The organism is Nonomuraea sp. NPDC005501 (assembly GCF_040605905.1).
Classification (GTDB): domain Bacteria; phylum Actinomycetota; class Actinomycetes; order Streptosporangiales; family Streptosporangiaceae; genus Nonomuraea.
The window spans coordinates 1-19,456 of the sequence record NZ_JBEXDT010000129.1 but is presented as its reverse complement, the minus strand read 5'-3'; the positions used below and the strand labels follow the sequence as shown (position 1 = coordinate 19,456).

Sequence of the window (19,456 nt, the reverse complement as noted above, 5' to 3'; positions counted from 1 at the left end):
GCCGGCCGCCGACGGCGTGGTCCTGTGGACCCGCCTCGCCCCCGACCCGCTCGCCCCGGACGGCCTCGGCGGCATGCCGTCCCGGCCCGTCGCCGTCCACTGGCAGCTCGCCCGGGACGAGGGCTTCCGTCACGTCGTACGGCAGGGCGTCGAGACCGCCCGGCCCGAGGAGGCCCACAGCGTCCACGTGGAGCCCGCCGGCCTCCAGCCGGGCGCCGAGTACTTCTACCGCTTCAAGGCCGAGGGCGAGATCTCTCCCGTGGGCCGCACCGTCACCGCCCCGGCCCCGGGCACGCGCAGCCGGGAGCTCAACCTGGCCTTCACCTCCTGCGCCGACTACCAGACCGGCTGGTTCACCGCCTACCGGCGGATGGCCGAGGAGGAGCCCGACCTGATCGCGTTCCTCGGCGACTACATCTACGAGTACGGCGACTACAAGTACCCCGTGCGCGACCAGGCCGGCGGCGAGTGCCTCGACCTGGCCGGCTACCGGTTACGCCACGCCCAGCACAAGGCCGACCCCGAGCTGCAACTGGCCCACGCGGTCGCCCCCTGGGCGGTCGTCTGGGACGACCACGACATCGAGAACGCCTGGGCCGGCGACGTCCCCGAGCAGCCCGACCCGCCGTTCCTCAAGCGCCGCGCCGACGCCTTCCAGGCCTACTACGAGAACATGCCGCTGCGCCGCGCCCAGCGGCCCCAGGGCTCGTCCCTGCGGCTGCACCGCACCCTCCGGTGGGGCGCCGTGGCCAACCTGCACCTGCTGGACACCCGCCAGTACCGCGACCTGTACGCCTGCACCGGCAGGAGCGGCACGGTCGGCCCCGACTGCCAGGAGCGCCTGGCCCCCAACCGCACGATCCTCGGCCAGGAGCAGGAGGCGTGGCTCGAAGGCCGGCTCAAGGACTCTGCGGCCACCTGGGACCTGCTCGGCCAGCAGGTGTTCATGATGGAGATGGACTGGACCAACGGCGAGGGCAAGGGCTACTCCAACGAGGGCTGGGACGGCTACGTCGCCTCACGTGACCGGCTGACCGCCGCCATCGAGGCCACGAGGCGCAACGCCGTCGTCCTCACCGGCGACGTCCACTCCCACTGGGCCGGCGAGGTGAAGCGCAGCTTCCAGGACCCCGAGTCGGAGGCGGTGGCCGTCGAGCTGGTCACCACGTCCGTGACCAGCGCCGGGGACGGCCTGGACGAGTACCCCAACACCGGCGTCCTGCTCGCCGAGAACCCGCACGTGAAGTTCTTCAACGGCCGCCGCGGCTACGTCCGCGCCCGGCTCACCGAGCGCGAGATGACGGTCGACTTCCGGTCGCTGTCCCGCGTCACCGAGCCGTACGCCCCCGCCTACACCTCCGGCTCCTTCGTCATCGAGCCCGGCGCCCCCCGGCTCAACCAGGTTTGACAGGACCCCCGATGCGCAAACTCACGGCCGCCGCCGCGGCGGCCCTCCTCACGCTGCCCCTGCTCCCGGTGCCCGGCGCCGCCGCGGCGCCTTCCGACGGCCCGCCGATGGGGTGGAGCAGCCGCTCGCAGGGCTGCTCGGTCTCCGAGACGTCGGTACGGCAGGCCGCCGCCGGGCTCGCCGCCCTGGCGCCCCTCGGCTACCGGCTCGTCCTCGTCGACGACTGCTGGCTCGCTCCGCAACGCGCGGACGGCGCCCTCGCCCCCGACCCGGCCCGCTTCCCCGGCGGGATCAAGGCGCTCGCCGACCACCTGCACGGCCTCGGGCTCCGGCTCGGGCTCAGCCTGTCGGCGGGCACGAAGGCGTGCTCGGGCGGCGGCCCCGGCTCGTACCGCAACGAGGCCGCCGACGCCGAGCTGGTCCGCAGCTGGGGCGTCGACCACGTCAAGTACGACTGGTGCGCCGTACCCACGGCCGACTTCCCCGGCCAGAACGTCCAGCAGATCGCCCAGACCCTCTACCCCCGCATGCGCGAGGCCCTCGGCGACTCCGTGACGTTCGCCATGAACAACGAGGACGGCAGCACCGTCCCGTGGCTGTGGGCCAAGGACGCGAAGGCGGCCACCTGGCGGACCAACGTCTACAACCGGCCCCTCGTCGACGCCTACGCGTCCATGGCGGACGTCTGGGAGACCAACCAGCTCCGCGTCCAGTACGCCGGCCCGGGGAGCTGGGCCGATCCGGATCTGATCCAGGCCGGCCGGGGCGGCATGACCGACGCCGAGTACCGCACCCAGTTCACCCTCTGGGCGGCCGGCGCCGCCCCGCTCGTCCTCCAGGCCGACCCGGCCACCGCCCCGCGCGCGATCATCGCCAACCCCAAGGTGATCGCCGTGAACCAGGACAGTCTGGGCGTCCCGGCCCGGCTGGTGCGCAGCGACGGCTGGTACCACGTCCTGGCCAAGCCCCTCGACGGCGGCGACCAGGCGATCGTGCTGTTCAACGAGAGCAACCGGGCGGCGACCGTCTCCCACCGGCTGCCCGCCTCGCGCTACCGCGCCGAGGACCTGTGGACCGGGCAGGTCGCCACCACCACGGGCGAGCTGTCGGCGCACGTGCCGGCGCACGGCGCGGTGATGTACCGCGTCGGCGAGAGCCGGGAGCAGGCCCCGCCGCTGGTGACGGTGGAGACCGACCCGCCGGCCTTCCTCGGCGACGACCGGCCGGGCACGCTCGAACCCGGCAAGGAGCGGGAGATCCTCACCCGGGTCGTCAACACCGGCGGCACCGGCCGGCTCCGCGACCTGCGCGTCACGCTCGCCGTGCCGGAGGGGTGGAAGGCCGAGGCCCGTACCTCCGCGACCCGGGCCCGGCTCGACGCCGGGGAGGCGTTCACCGTCACCTGGGCGGTCACCCCGCCCGCGGGGACGGAGCCGCGCGCCTACGACCTGACCACCACGGCCGCCTTCACGGGCGGGACGGCCACCGGCACCGCCGTCGTGGCCGTCGCCCAGGCGCCGGGCCCCGGCCGCACGTACCTCAGCGACCTGCCGTGGACCTCGGCCAAGAACTACTTCGGCCCGGTGGAGCGGGACACCAGCAACGGCGACAAGGCGGCCGGTGACGGCCGGCCCCTCACGATCGAGGGCGTCCGGTACGCCAAGGGACTGGGCGCGCACGCGCCCGCCGACATCGAGTTCCACACCGCCGGCCGCTGCCGGAGCGTGGAGTTCACCGCCGGCATCGACGACGAGGTGGGCACCGGCGGCTCGGCCGGGTTCGAGGTCTGGGCGGACGGCGGCCGCGTCGCGTACTCCGGCGTGCTCACCGGCGCGCAGCCCGGCAAGAAGATCACCGCCTCCGTGCGCGGCGCCCGGTTCGTGCGCCTGGTCGCGACCAACGGCGGCGACAACGCCACCTCCGACCACGCCGACTTCGCCGACGCCGCCATCACCTGCGACTGATCCACGAGGAGAAAGAGAGCACATGATCGTTCCCAAGCCCGTCCGGTACGAGCCCCGCCTGGGCCGCTGGCTCCTGGACCGCGACACCGCGCTCGCCGCCGACCCCGCCCTCGGCGAGGTGGCCTCCTGGCTGCGCGCGGAGCTCGGCCCGGTGACCGGAGGCGAGCTCCTGCCGGGCGGACCGGCCGCCGGAGACGGGCCGTCGGGGACGATCAGCCTCGTCCTGGCGGACCTGCCGCCCGAGGCGTACCGGCTGACCGTGGACACCGGCGGCGCGCGGATCGAGGCGGGCGGCCCCGCCGGGGCGTTCTACGGAGCGCAGACGCTCCGGCAGCTCCTGCCGCCCCGCGCCCACCGCAGGGCGGCAGGCTCCGGGGCGCCGCCGCTGGAGGTGCGGGCCGCGTACGTCGAGGACGCGCCGCGCTTCGCCTGGCGCGGCTGCGTGCTGGACGTGGCCCGCCACTTCCTGCCCAAGCACGACGTGCTGCGCTTCGTCGACCTGATGGCGCTGCACAAGCTGAACGTCCTGCACCTGCACCTCACCGACGACCAGGGCTGGCGCGTGGAGATCCGGCGCTATCCGCGGCTCACCGAGGTCGGCGCCTGGCGCAGGGAGAGCCAGGTCGGCTGGGACGGCCCCATGGACGGCCGGCCGCACGGCGGCTACTACACCCAGGACGACCTGCGCGAGATCGTCGCCTACGCCGCCGCCCGGCACATCACGGTCGTGCCCGAGATCGACCTGCCCGGCCACACCCAGGCCGCCATCGCCGCCCACCCCGAGCTGGGCAACCTCGCCACCCCGCTGGAGGTGCGCACCACCTGGGGCGTCGGCGTCAACGTGCTCAACGTCGAGGAATCCACCATCGCGTTCTTCCAGCACGTCCTCGACGAGGTGCTGGAGCTGTTCCCCGGGCCGTACGTGAGCGTGGGCGGCGACGAGTGCCGCAAGGACCAGTGGCGGGCCAGCCCCGCCGCCCGCCGCCGCATCGCCGAGCTGGGGCTGCGCGACGAGGACGAGCTGCAGAGCTGGCTCATCCGCCGCTTCGCCGACCACCTGGCCTCGCGGGGGCGGCGGCTGCTCGGCTGGGACGAGATCCTGGAGGGAGGCCTGCCCCCGGGCGCGGTGGTCGCCTCGTGGCGGGGCGACCACGGCGCGGTCGCAGCCGCGCGGCGCGGCCACGACGTGGTCACCTGCCCCAACACCTCCGTCTACCTGGACTACCGGCAGGGTCCCGGGCCGGACGAGCCGGCGCCGTTCGGGACGGTGCTGACGCTGGAGGACGTCCACGCCTTCGAGCCGGTGCCGGCCGCGCTGCGCGGCGATCCCGCCGAGGCGCGGGTGCTCGGCGCGCAGTGCGCGGTCTGGACCGAGCTCATCGACTCGGCCAGGCGCGTGGACTACATGGCCTTCCCCCGGCTGGCCGCCTTCGCCGAGACCGTGTGGAGCCCGGCCGGGCGGGACCTGCCGGACTTCCGCGAACGGCTGGCGGCGCACCTGCCCAGGCTGGACGCGATCGGCGTGGAGTACCGGCGCGAGGGCGGGCCGCTGCCCTGGCAGACCCTGCCCGGGGTGCCCGGCCGGCCGGAGGACGACGCCGCCTGGGAGGCGAAGATCGACGCCTTGACCCGCAACATCCGCGAGCCCTGGTAACCACAGGTCGGCCGGCAACGACGCGCTACCCGCGCGGCGTCGGTCAACCCACGGCGACGCACCCCGGTCCACGCGAACGGTCTGGACCCGTGCGCTCCGCATCTGTCGAAGGACGGCGGTTGCCGGCGGATCCCCTTCTCGCGAGCGATCCGAGACCCAGTCGCTTGACGGATTCGCGACCAGAGCGGGAGCTCTATGGTGGGGACTTCTGTGACTGATCCGGCGACGCGACTGCTCGAAAGAGCGCGCCGTGGGTGAACGCTCCTGGCGACCGGCGCAAAGGGTAGATCGGCATCAAGGGCAGATCGGAGCGCCGGCACCGCTGGACAGCCTCGAGCGAAGGGATTCGTCGTGCTCATAGGGCGGATTGCGGAACGGGCGGCGATCGATCGTCTGCTCGTGGAGGCCCGGTCCGGCCATAGCGGGGCCCTGGTGCTGCGCGGGGAAGCCGGGATCGGCAAGTCGGCGCTGCTCGACTACGCCGCCGAGGCGGCCGGTGGCGGGACACGGGTGTTACGAGGAGCGGGTTTCAAGCCGGAGACGGAACTGCCCTTCGCCGCGCTGCACCTACTGCTGCGTGGCGCTCACGACCGGATCGGCCGGCTGCCCGACAGGCAGGGACGGGCGCTGCGCAGCGCGCTCGGTGTGGGGCCCGCGTCGGGTGGGGATCGGTTCCTGGTCGGGCTGGCGGTGCTCACTCTGCTCGCCGACATCGCGGAGCAGGGTCCGCTGCTGTGCCTGGTGGACGACGCGCAATGGCTCGATCACGCGTCGGCCGAGGCATTGCTGTTCGCCGCCCGCCGGCTGGAGGCGGAGGGCGTCGTGCTGCTGTTCGCCGCTCGCGAGGATGAGGCCGCTCGCGAGCATGAGCACCCGTTTCCCGCCGCCGGCGTGCCGGACCTGCGCCTGACCGGGCTGGACACCGCGCACGCCGCCGACCTGCTGAGCAGGCACGCCGGTGGCCTGGCCCCGGGGGCGCGTGATCAGCTCCTGGAAGAGGCACGGGGCAACCCGATGGCGTTGCTGGCGCTGCCCGCGCTGCTCACCCCGGCGCAGTCCGCGGACGAGGAGCCCATTCACGCCGTCGGCATCGGATCCCACTCCGTTCCCGGCCGGGTTCATCAGTTCTTCCGCGACCGAGTCGAGCGGCTGCCAGAGGGCGCCAGGACCGTGCTGCTGACGGCCGCCGCGGACGACACGGGCGCCCTGGACGTCGTGCTGGGTGCGGCGCGGAAACTCGGCGCAGAGCTGGCGGACATGGACGCCGCCGAGGCCGCGGGCCTGATCCGCGTCGGCGATGGTCGCGTCAGCTTCCGGCATCCGCTGGCACGTACCGCCGCCTATCATGTCGCTTCGCTGGTGAGGCGGCTGGCCGTCCATCGGGCGCTGGCGGAGACCTTGGCCGGACGTCATGGCGATGTGGACCGCTGGGCCTGGCATCTGGCCGCCGCGGCCACGGGCCCCGACGAGGAGAGCGCCGCGGCGCTGGAGCGCAGCGCGGAGCACGCTCGCGCCAGGGGCGGGTACGCCGCGGTGGCCGCGGCGTGCGAGCGGGCGGCTCAGCTCAGCCCTGACCCGGGGGAGCGAGGGCGTCGCCTCGCCGCGGCCGCCGCGGCCGCCACGGACGCGGGGCTGTACGCGCGTGCGGCAGAGCTCGCCGATCGGGCGGCGCCGGATGCGGCCGGCCCGACGGTGCTGGCCTGTCTCGCGCGCACCCGCGCGAGGATCGCGATGGCGAACGGTCACGCGGAGACCGCCCACACGTTGCTGGCCCGGGCGGCGGAGACCGTGAGCGCGCAGGCCGAGGACGTGGCCGTCACGCTGTACTTCGAAGCGCTCACGCCGGCCTGGATGGGCGGTGACTACACCGCTCTGGCGCGGACGGCAGCGCGCGTCTCCGAGCTGGGCACCACCCTCGCCGGGCGGCTCCGGCCGTTGACACGGGCGCTCACCGGCATGGGCGGCCTGGCCGCCGAGGAGCCGCCGACGGGCCTGGCAGGGCTGCGGGACCTGATCGAGGGCCTGCGTGACAGCGCCGAGCCGGTACAGCTTCAGGAACGCGCGCAGCTCGCCATATGGGACCTGGTGATCGGCGACGACATGGTCGCCTACGAAAGGGCCGCGGCCATCGAGCGCGAGTGCCGAGCCCAGGGGGCGATCGGGCTACTCCCGCTGGCGCTCCTGCTCGTGGCACGCTCGCAGATGTTCCTGGGACGGCACCGGGAGGCGCTGGCCAGCGCCAGTGAGGGGCTGCGCGTCGCGCGTGACACCGATCAGGGACACTACGCGGCCCTGCTGACCGGCGTCATGACGTATCTGGCTGCGATCCAGGGCGATGAGGAGCGGTGCCTGGCACTGGCGGAGGAGATCGCCGACGTCCATGACGCCGCCATCGGGGGCATGCGTTGCGTCTCGCTGAACCTGCTCGACCTCGCCATGGGACGGCCGGAAGCCGCTGTGCGCCGGGCCGAGGACTTCGGTGCCTTCGGGCCCGCCGCCCGTGCCGTGATGGTCATGCACCGTATGCCGGACCTGGTCGAGGCGGCGGTGCGGGCGGGCCGGAACGACTTCGCGGTGGGGGCGTCGGAGCGGGTCCAGGTGTGGGCGGCGCAGACGCCCGCGCCGTGGGCCGGCGCGATGGCGCTGCGATGCAGGGCGCTGCTGGCCTCGGAGCAGGACGCCGAGCGGTACTACGTCCAGGCTCTCCGGCTGCATCTGCGGGGTGGCCGGTTGTTCGAGCGGGCCCGTACGGAGTTGCTGTATGGGGAATGGCTGCGCCGGATGCGACGTCGCGCGGATGCTCGACGCCGGTTGCGGTCGGCCGCGGAGATCTTCGAACGGCTGGGCTCGCGTCCGTGGACTGAGCGCGCTCGCGCGGAGCTGCGTGCCGCCGGCGAGCGCCAGGTCGTGGAGGGACGTGGTCCCATCGGAGCGCTGGACCGGTTGACGCCGCAGGAACTGCAGATCATCCGGATGGCGGCCAAGGGCTTGAGCAACAGGGAGATCGCCGCGCAGCTCTTCCTCAGCCCGAGGACCGTCGGCTACCACCTGTACAAGGCCTATCCCAAGCTGGGCGTGGCGTCCCGGGCAGAGCTGGCCAGGCTCGATCTCGGGGAAGGCGCACGAGTCGCCGGCTGATGGATGGCGCGGGTGGCCCCGGTCCTGCGGAGAGGACCGGGGCGAGGTGGTGGCCTGTCTCACGGCGCGTCCTCGGCGCCCTTGCCGGGAGCGATGGACGCCCGTGTTGTCACGCGAAGTACCACAGGTCGTAGACGATTACTCTGGCCGGCACGATTTCCACCGGCACGCACTCCCATATCGAGAACTTCGCGAGCCCCACGGACTTGCATACTTCCTCGTAGTCGTACCGCTTGTAGCGGTACCAGCTGTCCGGCTCCATCGCGGCCGCCTGGGTTGCCGCCGCGTCAGCCGCGGGTGCGGCCGACACGCCGGGCCCCGCGACGACGGCGCCGGCCATGACCAGCGCACTCAGGGACCATCTGAGCGATCGCATGGGTATTTCCTTTCGCTTGACGATGTACAACCGAACGGTAAGGAACGTGGTCTCGCCTGGCATCTGTCATGCGACTGGTCCTGTCCGCCGGTGCGGCGGGCGCTATTCTCGCCATTCGCGCCATGAACCGGTTATGTGACGGATTCGGCGGCGCCGTCAGCTCCATACCGTTGGAGAAGCACAGAAGAAAAGCGAAAAAGGAGTGTGTATGCGAGCGATCAGACGCGGAAGCAATGCCATGGCGGTGGCCGCCGCCCTCTTCGCCGGGATGAGCATGCTGGGGACGTCGGCGGCGAACGCCACCACGGGCCAGGAGCACGCGGCCGCTCCTCCTACCTGGCACGCTGTCGCGGCCTACGAGTATCAGTTCCAGTGTGTCGAGGCCGCGAAGAAGACGGGCAAGCCGTGGTACTGCGAAGAATTCGACAACGGGATTCCTGGCTACCCCGACTGGGACTGGAAAATGTGGCTGCTCTTCTAGGGGCAACGCCGTTCGCTTAAGAAAGAGGGCTGTTCGTCAAGGTCGGTGAACAAAGCAGCGGAGCTGCTGCAGAAGAGGTCTGTCACTCCAAGACATCCTCACCACAGGAGCTCCGCTGTTGGAACACGTTGCCGCAGTCAGAACGGTCGGGGTAGCGGCCGGGTCAGGAGGTATGGGCCCTGCTGACCGCCTACCAGGTGCTGCGGACCGCGGCCCTTGACACCGCCACCCCGCCACTACCTGAACGGCGCTGGTCCTAGCCGTCCTGGACGTCGACCGGGCCGCCGCTGCGCCAGTAGACGTTGCCCTCCCGCGACAGCAGGTCCTCGTCCACCAGGTAGCGGCGCAGCGCCGCGTAGTCGTCGTGGAAGGCGCGCAGCGTCACGTTCACGTCCTTCTCCGCGTAACGCACGCCCGGCTCGAACAGCCGCGCGATGTAGCGCAGCACCACCAGCCGCTTCTCGCGCTTCATCGGCATCGTGCGCAGCCGGCCGTCCACCAGGAACGTCCGCAGCAGGCGCTCCTCCTCGCTGAGCGCGGCGGCCGGCTCGGCGCGCTCCCGCAGCAGGTCGCGGAACCGCTCGGGGGTCGCCCGCCACGTCCCGTCCTCGCCGCGCGCGGCCAGGCCGCCGCCGGCCAGCCGGTCGAGCGCCTTCGGCGGCTGCTCGCCGCCCACGCCGAGCACCAGGGAGGCGAACGCGCGCAGCGTGTCCTCCTGCGACAGCAGGCCCAGAACCCTTCTGATGTCCTCGTCACTCATTCGTACTATTTTGAACCATGCTGATCAGTCTCGTGTTAGCCGCCGCCGTGTCCATCCCGAACGGGTTCCTGCTGTCCGAGAAGGCCGCCGCGGTCAAGGACGACGACCCGGAGACGAGCTGGAGCGTGAGCGCCAGGAAGACCGCCCCGCTGGTGGTGGACCCGTGCGAGCGCCCCAAGCTGGGCCGGGCCGGGCGGGTGGCCGCCAAGACCGTGGTCTACACGGCCGTCCCCGACTACTCCAAGTCCGAGCAGGTCGTCCTCTACGCCTCCGAGGCCGCGGCCCGCAAGGCCATGAAGGACCTGCGCGCCGCCGCCGTGGGCTGCCGCACCGCCGGCTACCGGTACGCCGTCGCGCCGCTGACCCTCGGCGACGAGGCCGTGACCGTCTCCGGCCAGAGCTACCAGGGCGGCAAGCCGGCCATCGGCGGCGAGCGCGCCGTGGTGGCCCGCCGCGCCAACGCCCTCCTGCTCTACACGCGGGCGGGGGAGTGGGGCAGGCCCGCCCAGGCGGACTACCGGGAGCAGGCCAAGGACGCCCAGCGGATGCTCCTCAAGATCTGCCGCATCGCGAGGTGCGAAATGTCCCGATCTTGAGACATTGCCATGACCCCATCAAGAACCTTTCCCCGCGAGGATTGAGGAACAGGCGTGTGCCGGAACGCCGTTGCCAGTCCGTTCCGGCACACGGCTATCTCTCCCGCCGCGCGTCCCCGTGATCGACTGCGATCACCAGGTGTGACCGGAGCGGGGGACGTCGAGCCCGGCGTCGGCCCGGGGGCCGCCGGGCTCCAAGCGCTCCCAGCACGGGATCAGAGCCGGTTGAGGCCGATGACGTGCAGCACCGCCCGGCCCTCCTCGTCGGAGGCCGCCAGGTCGACCTGCGCGTCGATGCCCCAGTCGCCGTCGCCCGCCGGGTCCTTGACCGTCTGGCGGACCTTCCACAGCCCGCTCTCCTCCTCGATGCGCAGCAGCGCCGGCCCGCGCGCGTCGGCGTCGGTGAGGATCTCCTCGTGCTCGTCGTAGTAGGCGTCCAGCGCCGCGCCCCAGTCGACGTCCGGAGCCAGCTCCTCCAGCTCCGCCTCCTTCTCCAGCGCGCACAGCTCCACCAGCCGGAACATCGCGTTGCGCACCAGCACCCGGAACGCCCGCGTGTTGGCCGTGACCGGCCGCACTCTGGTCTCCAGCTGCTGGTGCGCCTCCAGCGCCTCGGCGGGGTTGGCCAGCTTCTCCCACTCGTCGATCAGTGACGAGTCGACCTGCCTGACCAGCTCGCCCAGCCATTCGATGAGGTCCACCAGGTCCTCGGTCTTCAGGTGCTCGGGAACGGTGCGCGACAGCGTCCGGTAGGCGTCGGCCAGGTAGCGCAGCACCGTGCCCTCCGAGCGGGCCAGCTCGTAGAACTGGATGTACTCGCCGAACGTCATCGCCCGCTCGTACATGTCGCGCACCACCGACTTGGGGCTGACCGTGTAGTCGCCCACCCACGGATGGCCCCGCCGGTACGTCTCGTACGCCCCGAGCAGCAGGTCCTCAAGCGGCATCGGGTACATGACCTCGGCGAGCGCCTCCATGCGCTCCTCGTACTCCATGCCGTCGGCCTTCATCTGCGCGACCGCCTCGCCCCTGGCCTTCTTGAGCTGGGCGGACAGGATCTGGCGCGGGTCGTCCAGGATGGACTCGACGATGGAGACCATGTCGAGGGCGTAGCCGGGCGCCTCCTGGTCGAGCAGGTCGAAGGCGGCCAGCGCGAAGGTGGACAGCGCCTGGTTGAGCGCGAAGTCCTCCTGCAGGTCGATCGTCAGCCGGGCCCGCCGGCCCTGCTCGTCGGGCTCACCGAGCTGCTCGACGATGCCGCCCGCGAGCAGCGACCGGTAGATGGCGATGGCCTGGCTGATGTGCCGCCGCTGCCACTTGCGGTCCTCGTGGTTGTCGGTCAGCAGGTGCTTCATCGCCTGGAAGCAGTCGCCGGGCCGGTTGATGACGGCCAGCAGCATCGCGTTGCTCACCTTGAAGCGCGAGGCCAGCGGCTCCGGCTCGGCCGTCTGCAGCTTCTCGAACGTCTCCTCGCTCCAGCCGACGAACCCCTCCGGCGGCTTCTTGCGGGCGTAGCCGCGCCGCCGCTTCGGGTCGTCGCCGATCTTGGCCAGGGCCTTGGCGTTCTCGACGTCGTGCTCGGGCGCCTGGCAGGCCACGTAGCCGATCGTGTCGAACCCGGCCCGGCCGGCCCGGCCGGCGATCTGGTGGAACTCGCGGGCCCGCAGGCGGCGCACCTTGTTGCCGTCGTACTTGGACAGCGCCGTGAACAGCACGGTGCGGATCGGCACGTTGACGCCCACGCCTAGCGTGTCGGTGCCGCAGATGACCTTCAGCAGGCCGGCCTGGGCCAGCCGCTCGACCAGGCGGCGGTACTTGGGCAGCATCCCGGCGTGGTGCACGCCGATGCCGTGGCGCACGAGCCGCGACAGCGCCCGGCCGAAGCGCGTGGTGAACCGGAAACCGCCGATCATCGCGGCGATGGCCTCTTTCTCGGCCTTCGTCGCCATGTTGATCGACATCAGCGCCTGCGCCCGCTCCATCGCGGCGGCCTGCGTGAAGTGCACGACGTACACGGGGGCCTGCCCGGTCGAGAGCATCTCCTCCAGCGTCTCGTGCAGCGGCGTCATCCGGTACGAGTAGACCAGCGGGACCGGCCGCTCGGCGTGCTTGACCACGGAGGTCGGCCGGCCGGTGCGCCGGGTCAGGTCGCGCTCGAACATCGAGACGTCGCCCAGCGTGGCCGACATCAGCACGAACTGCACGTGCGGCAGCTCCAGCAGCGGCACCTGCCAGGCCCAGCCGCGGTCGGGCTCGGCGTAGAAGTGGAACTCGTCCATGACGACCTGGCCGATGTCGGCCGCCGCCCCGTCGCGCAGTGCGACGTTGGCGAGGATCTCGGCGGTGCAGCAGATGATGGGGGCGCCGGGGTTGACGCTGGCGTCGCCGGTCATCATGCCGACGTTCTCGGTGCCGAAGACGGCGCACAGGTCGAAGAACTTCTCCGACACCAGCGCCTTGATCGGCGCGGTGTAGAACGTGCGGATGTCGCGCGTCAGCGCCGCGAAGTGCGCGCCGGCCGCGACCAGGCTCTTGCCGGAGCCCGTGGGGGTCGCCAGGATCAGGTTGCTGCCGGAGACGACCTCGATGAGCGCCTCCTCCTGGGCGGGATAGAGCGTGAGCCCCCGTTCGGAGTTCCAGGAGACGAAGGCGTCGAAGATCGCGTCGGGGTCGGCGTCGATCTCTTCGGGAAGGCGGTCGATGAGAAGGCTCACGGTCCCTATCCTGCCGAAGAAACCCCGGTGCTCCGAACCGCCTGCCCGATGCGCGCCGTCCGTTGTGGCGTGCGGGGGGAGTGGGGTGGAAACCCCGGTGCTTGGAACCGCCTGTCCGATGCGCGCGGTCTGTTGTGGTGTGCGGGGGGAGTGGGGTGGAAACCCCGGTGCTCCGAACCGGCTGCCCGATGCGCGCCGTCCGTTGTGGCGTGCGCGGGGAACCTGGTGCTTCGAACCGGTTCACTTCACAGGGTGAGCTGGAGGAGGATCGTGTCGATCCAGCGGTCGTGCTTGAAGCCGACGCCCCTCAGCCGCCCCGCCTGCTCGAAGCCGAACGCCGTGTGCAGCCGCAGCGAGGCCGGGTCGCCGCTGTCGGCGATCACCGCCACCATCTGCCGCGCCCGCGCGCGGGCGGCCCGCTCGATCAGCTCGCCCAGCAGCAGCCGTCCCAGCCCGCGTCCCGTCGCCCCGGGCGCCAGGTAGATGGTGTCCTCGACCGTGTGCCGGTAGGCGGGCTTGGGACGGAACGGGCCGGCGTAGGCGAACCCTGTCACCTCGCCGTCCTCCTCCGTCACCAGGAACGGCAGCCCGGCCCCCGTGATGGCGGCCGTCTTGCCCCGCCAGTCCTCGACGCCGGGAGGCGTCTCGTCGAAGGTGGCCACGGTCCGGTCGACGTAGTGGGCGTAGATGGCGGCGACGGCCGGCAGGTCGGCCTCGGACAGCGGTCGTAGTGTCGTCATGTCACGCCATTGTGGCGACCCGCGTGTGACAGGCGTGTTTCCGCCGGTTCACCGCCCCAGCCGGCAAGTCCTCAGACGTCTGAGGTCTGCTACGGTGGCGGCATGGTCGAGTCGGGGTTGACGCGCGGGCCCGTGGTGCCGCAGCTCGAAAGGCTCCTACGGGAGCGGGTCCGGGACGGGTTCTGGAAGCCGGGCGAGCGGCTGCCGAGCGAGGAGCGGCTCGCGGCCGAGCTGGGCGTGGGCCGGTCGTCGGTGCGGGAGGCGGTCCGGGTGCTGGCCCGCGAGGGGCTGCTGGACGTCCGCCACGGGTCGGGGACCTTCGCGGCCCGTGAGGCGGGGGAGGCGGCCGACGTACGGGCGCTGCTGCGGCGGGCGAGGGCGCTGGAGGCGTGCGAGGTGCGCCGGGCCCTGGAGGTCGAGGGCGCCAGGCTGGCGGCGCGGCGCGCGCGGCCGGAGGACATCGAAGGGCTCCGGGCGGCGCTGCGGGGGCGTCAGGAGCAGATCGGCGGCGACGCGGCGGCCTTCGTGGACGCCGACCTCGACTTCCACCAAGCGGTGATGGAGCTGTCCGGCAACCCGGCGCTGGTGGCGCTGTTCGCCTCGGCCAGGCCGGTGCTGCGCGAGGTCATGGCCGAGATGGTGACGCACGAGACCGCGATGCCAGACGTCTCTTGCCACCACGCCGGGCTGCTGGAGGCGCTGGCCCGCGGAGACACCGGCGCGGCGGTCGCCGCCACGGTGGACAACCTGGAGGGCCTCATGGAGTTCCTGCGCGCACGGCCGGCCGAAGGATGATCGTCTCCACCCCGTCCGCCGCCGGCCCCGTGCTGCGCGTGGCCGGCGTGGACGTCGTCCGCGACGGCGCTCACCTGCTGCGCTCGATCGACCTGACGGTCCGCCGGGGCGAGCACTGGGCGCTGCTGGGCGCCAACGGCGCGGGCAAGACCACGCTGCTCAAGCTCCTGGGCGCGGTCACCCATCCCACGCGCGGTGCCGTCGAGGTCCTCGGCCGCCGACTCGGCCGGGTCGACGTGCGGGAGCTGCGCTCCTTCATCGGCCACGTCGATCCGCGTCATGCGCCCGACGGGCCGCTGCGGCTGGGCGAGGTGGTTCTGACCGGTCTGACCAACACGGCGGCGCTCGTGCCCCGCTGGTCGCCGGCCGCCGGGGAGGTCGAGCGCGCCGACCGGCTCACCGCCATGCTCGGGCTCGCCGCCCGGCGCGACGCCCGCTGGGACACGCTGTCCCAGGGCGAGCGCGGCCGGGCGCTGATCGCCCGGGCGCTGATGCCCCGGCCCAGGCTGCTCCTGCTCGACGAGCCCGCCACCGGCCTGGACCTGGCGGCGCGCGAGCGGCTGCTCGCCAGCGTGGACGCGCTCCGGCGCGAGCACCCATCGCTGGCGACGGTCCTCGTCACCCACCACCTGGAGGAACTGCCGGCCAGCACCACCCACGCCATGCTGCTGCGCGGCGGGCGGTGTCTCGTCGCCGGGCCCGTCGAGGACGTGCTGACCACCGGCCACGTCAGCGCCTGCTTCGACCATCCGGTGCGCATCACGTGCGAGGACGGGCGGTGGAGCGCGCGTGCGGGCGCCGCGTCGTCAGCAGCAGCCCGCCGATGACCGCCGCCACCGCCGGCACCGGCGCGGCCCCCGGCGCGAACCCCGCCACCGTGAGCGTCAGCAGACCGGCGCCGACCAGCGCCGCCGTGACCAGCGCCCCCGGCCACCCGCCCGGCCGGTAAGGCAGCGCGGGCGGCTCCTCGAACCGGGCGAACACCTGCAGCAGCGGCCACATCACCAGGCACAGCGCGCCGAACCACAGCGGCCATCCGGCGAACCATGCCGCGCTGCCCGGCACCGGCGTGTCCAGCCCCAGCCCCACCACGGCGACGCCGGTGACCGCGAACAGCGCCGGCATGTGCCACAGGTACACCGTCATGACCCGCGGCCCCGCCCACCTGAGCAGCCCGCCCAGCGGCAGCCGCAGGATCCGCTCGCGCAGCAGCAGGGCCAGCCCCACCTGCCCGAACGCCACGGCCAGCATCGCCAGCGTCGGGGGCGCCATGTTCGACATCTCGGCGCCGGGCAGGCCGATCATGCTGCCCGGGTACGGTCCGGCCCACACCAGCAGCGCCGCGGCCCCGAACCCGCCCGCCGCCATGACGCCCGGCCGGGTGATCCGCCCCTCCGTGTACAGGAGGCCGAGCTGGTGGACCGCCAGCCAGACGCACACGATGTTGAGATAGCCCAGCGCGTCCACGCCCGTGGAGAAGCGGGCCACGTCCGTCAGCACCGCACCGGCGGCCAGCGCCACGGGGACCCGCCCGCCGTACCGGTCGTGCAGGCGAGCCATCAGCGGCGTGGCCGTCACCGCGATCAGATACACGGCGAGGAACCACAGGAGCTGGCCGGTCAGCCGCGTGCCCGTCTCCAGCGGCTGGGCCGGGACGCCGAGCGCCGCCAGCGCGTGGGGGAGCGGGATCCACACGGCGGCCAGCGGCAGCAGCGGCCAGGCGAGCCGCCGCAGCCGCGTGGCCAGCCAGCGCGGCCCGTCGTGCCGGGCACGGCGGAAGCTGATCGCGTTGGCGGCTCCGCCGGCGAAGAACACCAGCGGCATCACCTGGCTGAGCCACGTGACCACCCACACCCCGGGCGTCTCCAGCGCGTTGCCGGTCGTCAGAGTGGTCCCGTCGAAGGCGAGCACCGGGATCGTCCAGTGCTGGAACACCACCAGCGCGATGCCCGCGACGCGCAGCACGTCGATGAACGGGTCCCTGGCGACGCGCGGCAGGCCGGCCGCGACACCGCCTCCGGGCGTCGCCGGGCGGTCGAGGAGCACGGTCACGGGGGGCCTCGATTCATGCGGGGGTCGTCGGGGTTCATCGGGGAAGGAGATGAACCCAGGCTCCCGGTCGGGGCACGCCGGCACATTGCCGTGGGCCACCGAGTCCGGGTCGAGACCACACCACCCGCCGGGGTAGGGCCTGCCCTACCGCGGCATGCCTGCGCACCGGGTCGAAACCGCGACGACTCCGGCATAGCGTTGCGCCATGCTCTCCCTCATGAGGCGTGTCCTGCTCGACACGCGCTACACGCTCGTGGGCTTCCCCACGACCGTCATCGGCTTCGCGATCCTGGTCGCCGGGTTCGCCGCCGGAGTCGGCACCGCGGTCGTGTGGGTCGGCGTGCCGCTCCTGGCCGGCACCCTCATGGTCGCGAGGGGCTTCGCCGACGCCGAGCGCGGCTGGCTGTCCGACGTCCTTGGCCAACCGCCCGTACGCCCCCGCTACCGCCCCGCCCCCGAGGGCGCCGGCCGGTTCCGCCGGCTGATCAACCCCCTGACCAGCGGCCAGTCCTGGCTCGACCTGCTCCACGGCATCCTGAACCTGCCGATGGCGATCATCGCTTTCGTGCTGACCGTGGTGTTCTGGGCGGTGCCGCTCGCCGGCCTGCTCTACCCCGTCTACGGCATCGTGACCTCCCGCATCCCGGGCAACGTGGAGCTGCCCGAGCTGCTCGGCCTCGGCGACGGTTACGGCGTCAACTCGATCTTCTACGTCTCCCTCGGCCTGCTGGGCCTGGTGCTCATGCCGGTCACGGTGCGTGCCGCCGCGCTGGTGCGCTCCGCGCTCGGCCGGGGGCTGCTCACGGGCGTCGCCCAGCTCCAGGAGCGCATCGAGGACCTCGCCGAGGGCCGCGCCGCCGCCGTCTCCGCCGAGGCGAACGCCCTGCGCAAGCTGGAGCGCGACATCCACGACGGCCCCCAGCAGCGCCTCGTCTCGCTCGCCATGGAGCTGTCCCGGGCGCAGCGGCAGCTGGCCAAGGACCCGGAGGGGGCGCAGGCCACGATCACCTCCGCGATCTCCGCCACCCGCGAGACGCTCGACGAGCTGCGCGCCCTGTCGCGGGGCATCGCGCCGCCCATCCTGTCCGACCGCGGGCTCGCGCCCGCGCTCGCCGCCCTGGCCGGCCGCTGCACGGTGCCCGTGGAGCTGGACGTGCAGATCGTCGGGCGCTTCCAGGCGGCCGTGGAGAACGCGATCTACTTCGTGGTCGCCGAGTCCCTGACGAACATCGCCAAGCACAGCCGCGCGACCCTCTGCACCATCCAGCTCAGCCGGACCGGGAACTTCCTCATGCTGACGATCGGGGATGATGGTGTCGGCGGCGCACACGTCGCCAAGGGACACGGTCTCGCCGGGCTCGCCGACCGGCTCCGCGCGGTCGACGGGGAGCTGACGGTCGACTCGCCCGACGGCGGGCCGACAGTGATCGTGGCGGAGGTGCCGTGCGCGTAGTCGTGGCCGATGACGCGGTTCTGATCAGGGAGGGCCTGGTCAGGCTGCTGGAGGAGTTCGGCTGCGAGGTGGTGGCGGCCGTCGGCGACGGCGACGCCCTCGTCTCGGCCGTGGACGAGCACCGGCCGGACGTGTCGGTCGTGGACGTGCGGATGCCGCCGTCGTTCACCGACGAGGGCCTGCGCGCCGCCGTCGAGGCCCGCAGGCGGGTGCCGGGGGCGCCGGTGCTCATCCTGTCGCAGTACGTGGAGGTCTCGTACGCCGACGACCTGCTGGCCGACGCCCGGGGCGCGGTGGGCTACCTGCTGAAGGACCGGGTCGTGGACGTGGACGAGTTCCTGGAGGGCCTGCGGCGCGTGGCCGGGGGCGGGACCGTGTTCGATCCGCAGGTGGTGTCGCAGCTGATGGTACGAAGGCGCAAGAACGACCCGCTGGCGCAGCTCACGCCGCGCGAGCGCGAGGTGCTGGGGCTCATGGCCGAGGGCAGGTCCAACCCGGCCATCGGCAGGCAGCTCGTGATCAGCGACGGGGCGGTGGAGAAGCACATCCGGAGCATCTTCAGCAAGCTCGGTCTCTACGCCGACGACAGCGACCAGCATCGCCGCGTCCTCGCCGTCCTGACCTACCTGCGCTCCTGACCTACCTGCGCTCCTGACCCCGCCGGGGGCCGGCTCCCGCGCTCGGGGGCTGGTCTCTGTTGTCGTTCCGGGGCTGGTCCTGGGGGTCGTTCCGGGCTCTGCCGGGGGTTCCGGGGCCGGGCGGCCGGCCGGTCCGCGCGGCACACCCGCGCGGACCCGGCCACCCGGTCTCCAGGACCCGGACACCCGGGTTCTAGCCGAGCGCCTCGACCAGCTTCTTGCGCTGCTGGGCGCCCAGGCCGCCGAGGCGGCGCTTCTCGTCGACGCCCGCCTCCTCCATCAGCGCGGTCGCCTTCGCCGGGCCGACGCCCTTGACCGCGCGGAGCGCCTGCGACACCTTGATCTTCTTGGCGATGTCGTCATCGCGCTCCAGCAGCTGCGAGAACGACATCTCGCCGGCCTTGACCTTGGCCAGCAGGGCGGTACGCGCCGCGCGGGCCTCGGCCGCCTTCTCCAGAGCCGCCTTGCGCTGCTCGGGGGTAAGAGTGGGAAGTGCCATCTCTGTCTCCTCGGGGAGTTAAACGTTCGGGGTTCTGTTACCCGTAGTGCAGTGGCTAATCATGGCGGATACCAGCGGTTCTTGGTGCGGAAAGCGTCCGCTCAGGGGGTGCGCCACGCCGGCGCGGCCGCCCGGGGACGGGCCACGCCCTCCTCGGGGACGCCGCCGGCTGGGCGCGTTCGTCTTCC

Annotated in this window: 16 protein-coding genes; 10 read left to right on the top strand and 6 right to left on the bottom strand. The window is 72.7% G+C overall.

Going from position 1 to position 19,456, the window contains the following annotated elements; translation table 11 throughout:
* From ABZS51_RS38565 to ABZS51_RS38550, 4 genes are all read left to right on the top strand, one after another.
* On the top strand, nt 1-1,408 hold a 1,408-nt coding region (locus tag ABZS51_RS38565; RefSeq protein ID WP_355452076.1), incomplete at its 5' end, for an alkaline phosphatase D family protein.
* Between the two features lie 11 nt (nt 1,409-1,419).
* On the top strand, nt 1,420-3,372 hold the full coding sequence (locus tag ABZS51_RS38560) for an NPCBM/NEW2 domain-containing protein (RefSeq protein WP_355452073.1): 1,953 nt from the start codon (nt 1,420-1,422) through the stop codon (nt 3,370-3,372).
* Between the two features lie 22 nt (nt 3,373-3,394).
* Nucleotides 3,395-5,026, top strand: a complete 1,632-nt coding sequence (locus tag ABZS51_RS38555) for a beta-N-acetylhexosaminidase (RefSeq protein ID WP_355452070.1) — start codon at nt 3,395-3,397, stop codon at nt 5,024-5,026.
* Nucleotides 5,027-5,377: 351 nt separating this feature from the next.
* Nucleotides 5,378-8,164, top strand: a complete 2,787-nt coding sequence (locus tag ABZS51_RS38550) for a LuxR C-terminal-related transcriptional regulator (RefSeq protein ID WP_355452067.1) — start codon at nt 5,378-5,380, stop codon at nt 8,162-8,164.
* A 109-nt stretch (nt 8,165-8,273) separates the two neighbouring features.
* Here ABZS51_RS38550 and ABZS51_RS38545 read toward each other — a convergent pair whose 3' ends face one another.
* Entirely contained in the window at nt 8,274-8,540 is a 267-nt protein-coding gene (locus ABZS51_RS38545) for a hypothetical protein (protein ID WP_355452064.1), read from the bottom strand.
* Between the two features lie 208 nt (nt 8,541-8,748).
* Here ABZS51_RS38545 and ABZS51_RS38540 point away from each other — a divergent pair, with 208 nt between their 5' ends.
* On the top strand, nt 8,749-9,021 hold the full coding sequence (locus ABZS51_RS38540) for a hypothetical protein (protein WP_355452061.1): 273 nt from the start codon (nt 8,749-8,751) through the stop codon (nt 9,019-9,021).
* Nucleotides 9,022-9,277: 256 nt separating this feature from the next.
* On the opposite strand, the gene ABZS51_RS38535 is transcribed toward ABZS51_RS38540, so the two are convergent.
* The gene (locus ABZS51_RS38535) at nt 9,278-9,781 is read right to left on the bottom strand and encodes a DUF2087 domain-containing protein (RefSeq protein ID WP_355452058.1); all 504 of its coding nucleotides are present in this window, start codon (nt 9,779-9,781) and stop codon (nt 9,278-9,280) included.
* 17 nt (nt 9,782-9,798) lie between these two features.
* Here ABZS51_RS38535 and ABZS51_RS38530 point away from each other — a divergent pair, with 17 nt between their 5' ends.
* Nucleotides 9,799-10,377 carry a hypothetical protein gene (locus ABZS51_RS38530; RefSeq protein ID WP_355452055.1) on the top strand — a complete coding sequence of 193 codons (579 nt, stop codon included), beginning with the start codon at nt 9,799-9,801 and terminating at the stop codon, nt 10,375-10,377.
* A gap of 215 nt (nt 10,378-10,592) precedes the next feature.
* Here ABZS51_RS38530 and ABZS51_RS38525 read toward each other — a convergent pair whose 3' ends face one another.
* Entirely contained in the window at nt 10,593-13,100 is a 2,508-nt protein-coding gene (locus ABZS51_RS38525) for a DUF3516 domain-containing protein (RefSeq protein ID WP_355452079.1), read from the bottom strand.
* Between the two features lie 236 nt (nt 13,101-13,336).
* A complete protein-coding gene (locus ABZS51_RS38520; protein WP_355452052.1) occupies nt 13,337-13,831 on the bottom strand; it encodes an N-acetyltransferase family protein in 495 nt (164 codons plus the stop codon).
* A gap of 102 nt (nt 13,832-13,933) precedes the next feature.
* On the opposite strand from ABZS51_RS38520, the gene ABZS51_RS38515 reads away from it, so the two are divergent.
* Nucleotides 13,934-14,626 (top strand): FCD domain-containing protein, encoded by a 693-nt coding sequence (locus ABZS51_RS38515; protein ID WP_355452049.1) that lies wholly within the window; start codon nt 13,934-13,936, stop codon nt 14,624-14,626.
* Nucleotides 14,623-15,453 carry an ATP-binding cassette domain-containing protein gene (locus ABZS51_RS38510; RefSeq protein ID WP_355452047.1) on the top strand — a complete coding sequence of 277 codons (831 nt, stop codon included), beginning with the start codon at nt 14,623-14,625 and terminating at the stop codon, nt 15,451-15,453. Before ABZS51_RS38515 ends, ABZS51_RS38510 begins: the two co-directional genes overlap by 4 nt.
* Here ABZS51_RS38510 and ABZS51_RS38505 read toward each other — a convergent pair.
* On the bottom strand, nt 15,386-16,678 hold the full coding sequence (locus ABZS51_RS38505; RefSeq protein ID WP_355452044.1) for an acyltransferase: 1,293 nt from the start codon (nt 16,676-16,678) through the stop codon (nt 15,386-15,388). The genes ABZS51_RS38510 and ABZS51_RS38505 overlap by 68 nt on opposite strands.
* Nucleotides 16,679-16,895: 217 nt before the next feature.
* Between ABZS51_RS38505 and ABZS51_RS38500 the strand changes: the two genes are divergently transcribed.
* Nucleotides 16,896-18,131 (top strand): sensor domain-containing protein, encoded by a 1,236-nt coding sequence (locus tag ABZS51_RS38500; RefSeq protein ID WP_355452041.1) that lies wholly within the window; start codon nt 16,896-16,898, stop codon nt 18,129-18,131.
* Nucleotides 18,122-18,769: a response regulator transcription factor gene (locus tag ABZS51_RS38495; RefSeq protein WP_355452038.1), complete on the top strand. Its 648-nt coding sequence runs from the start codon at nt 18,122-18,124 to the stop codon at nt 18,767-18,769. Before ABZS51_RS38500 ends, ABZS51_RS38495 begins: the two co-directional genes overlap by 10 nt.
* Nucleotides 18,770-18,962: 193 nt before the next feature.
* Here the strand turns inward: ABZS51_RS38495 and mihF are convergent, their stop codons facing one another.
* Nucleotides 18,963-19,268: an integration host factor, actinobacterial type gene (gene mihF, locus ABZS51_RS38490; protein ID WP_310711026.1), complete on the bottom strand. Its 306-nt coding sequence runs from the start codon at nt 19,266-19,268 to the stop codon at nt 18,963-18,965.
* Nucleotides 19,269-19,456: the final 188 nt, after the last annotated feature.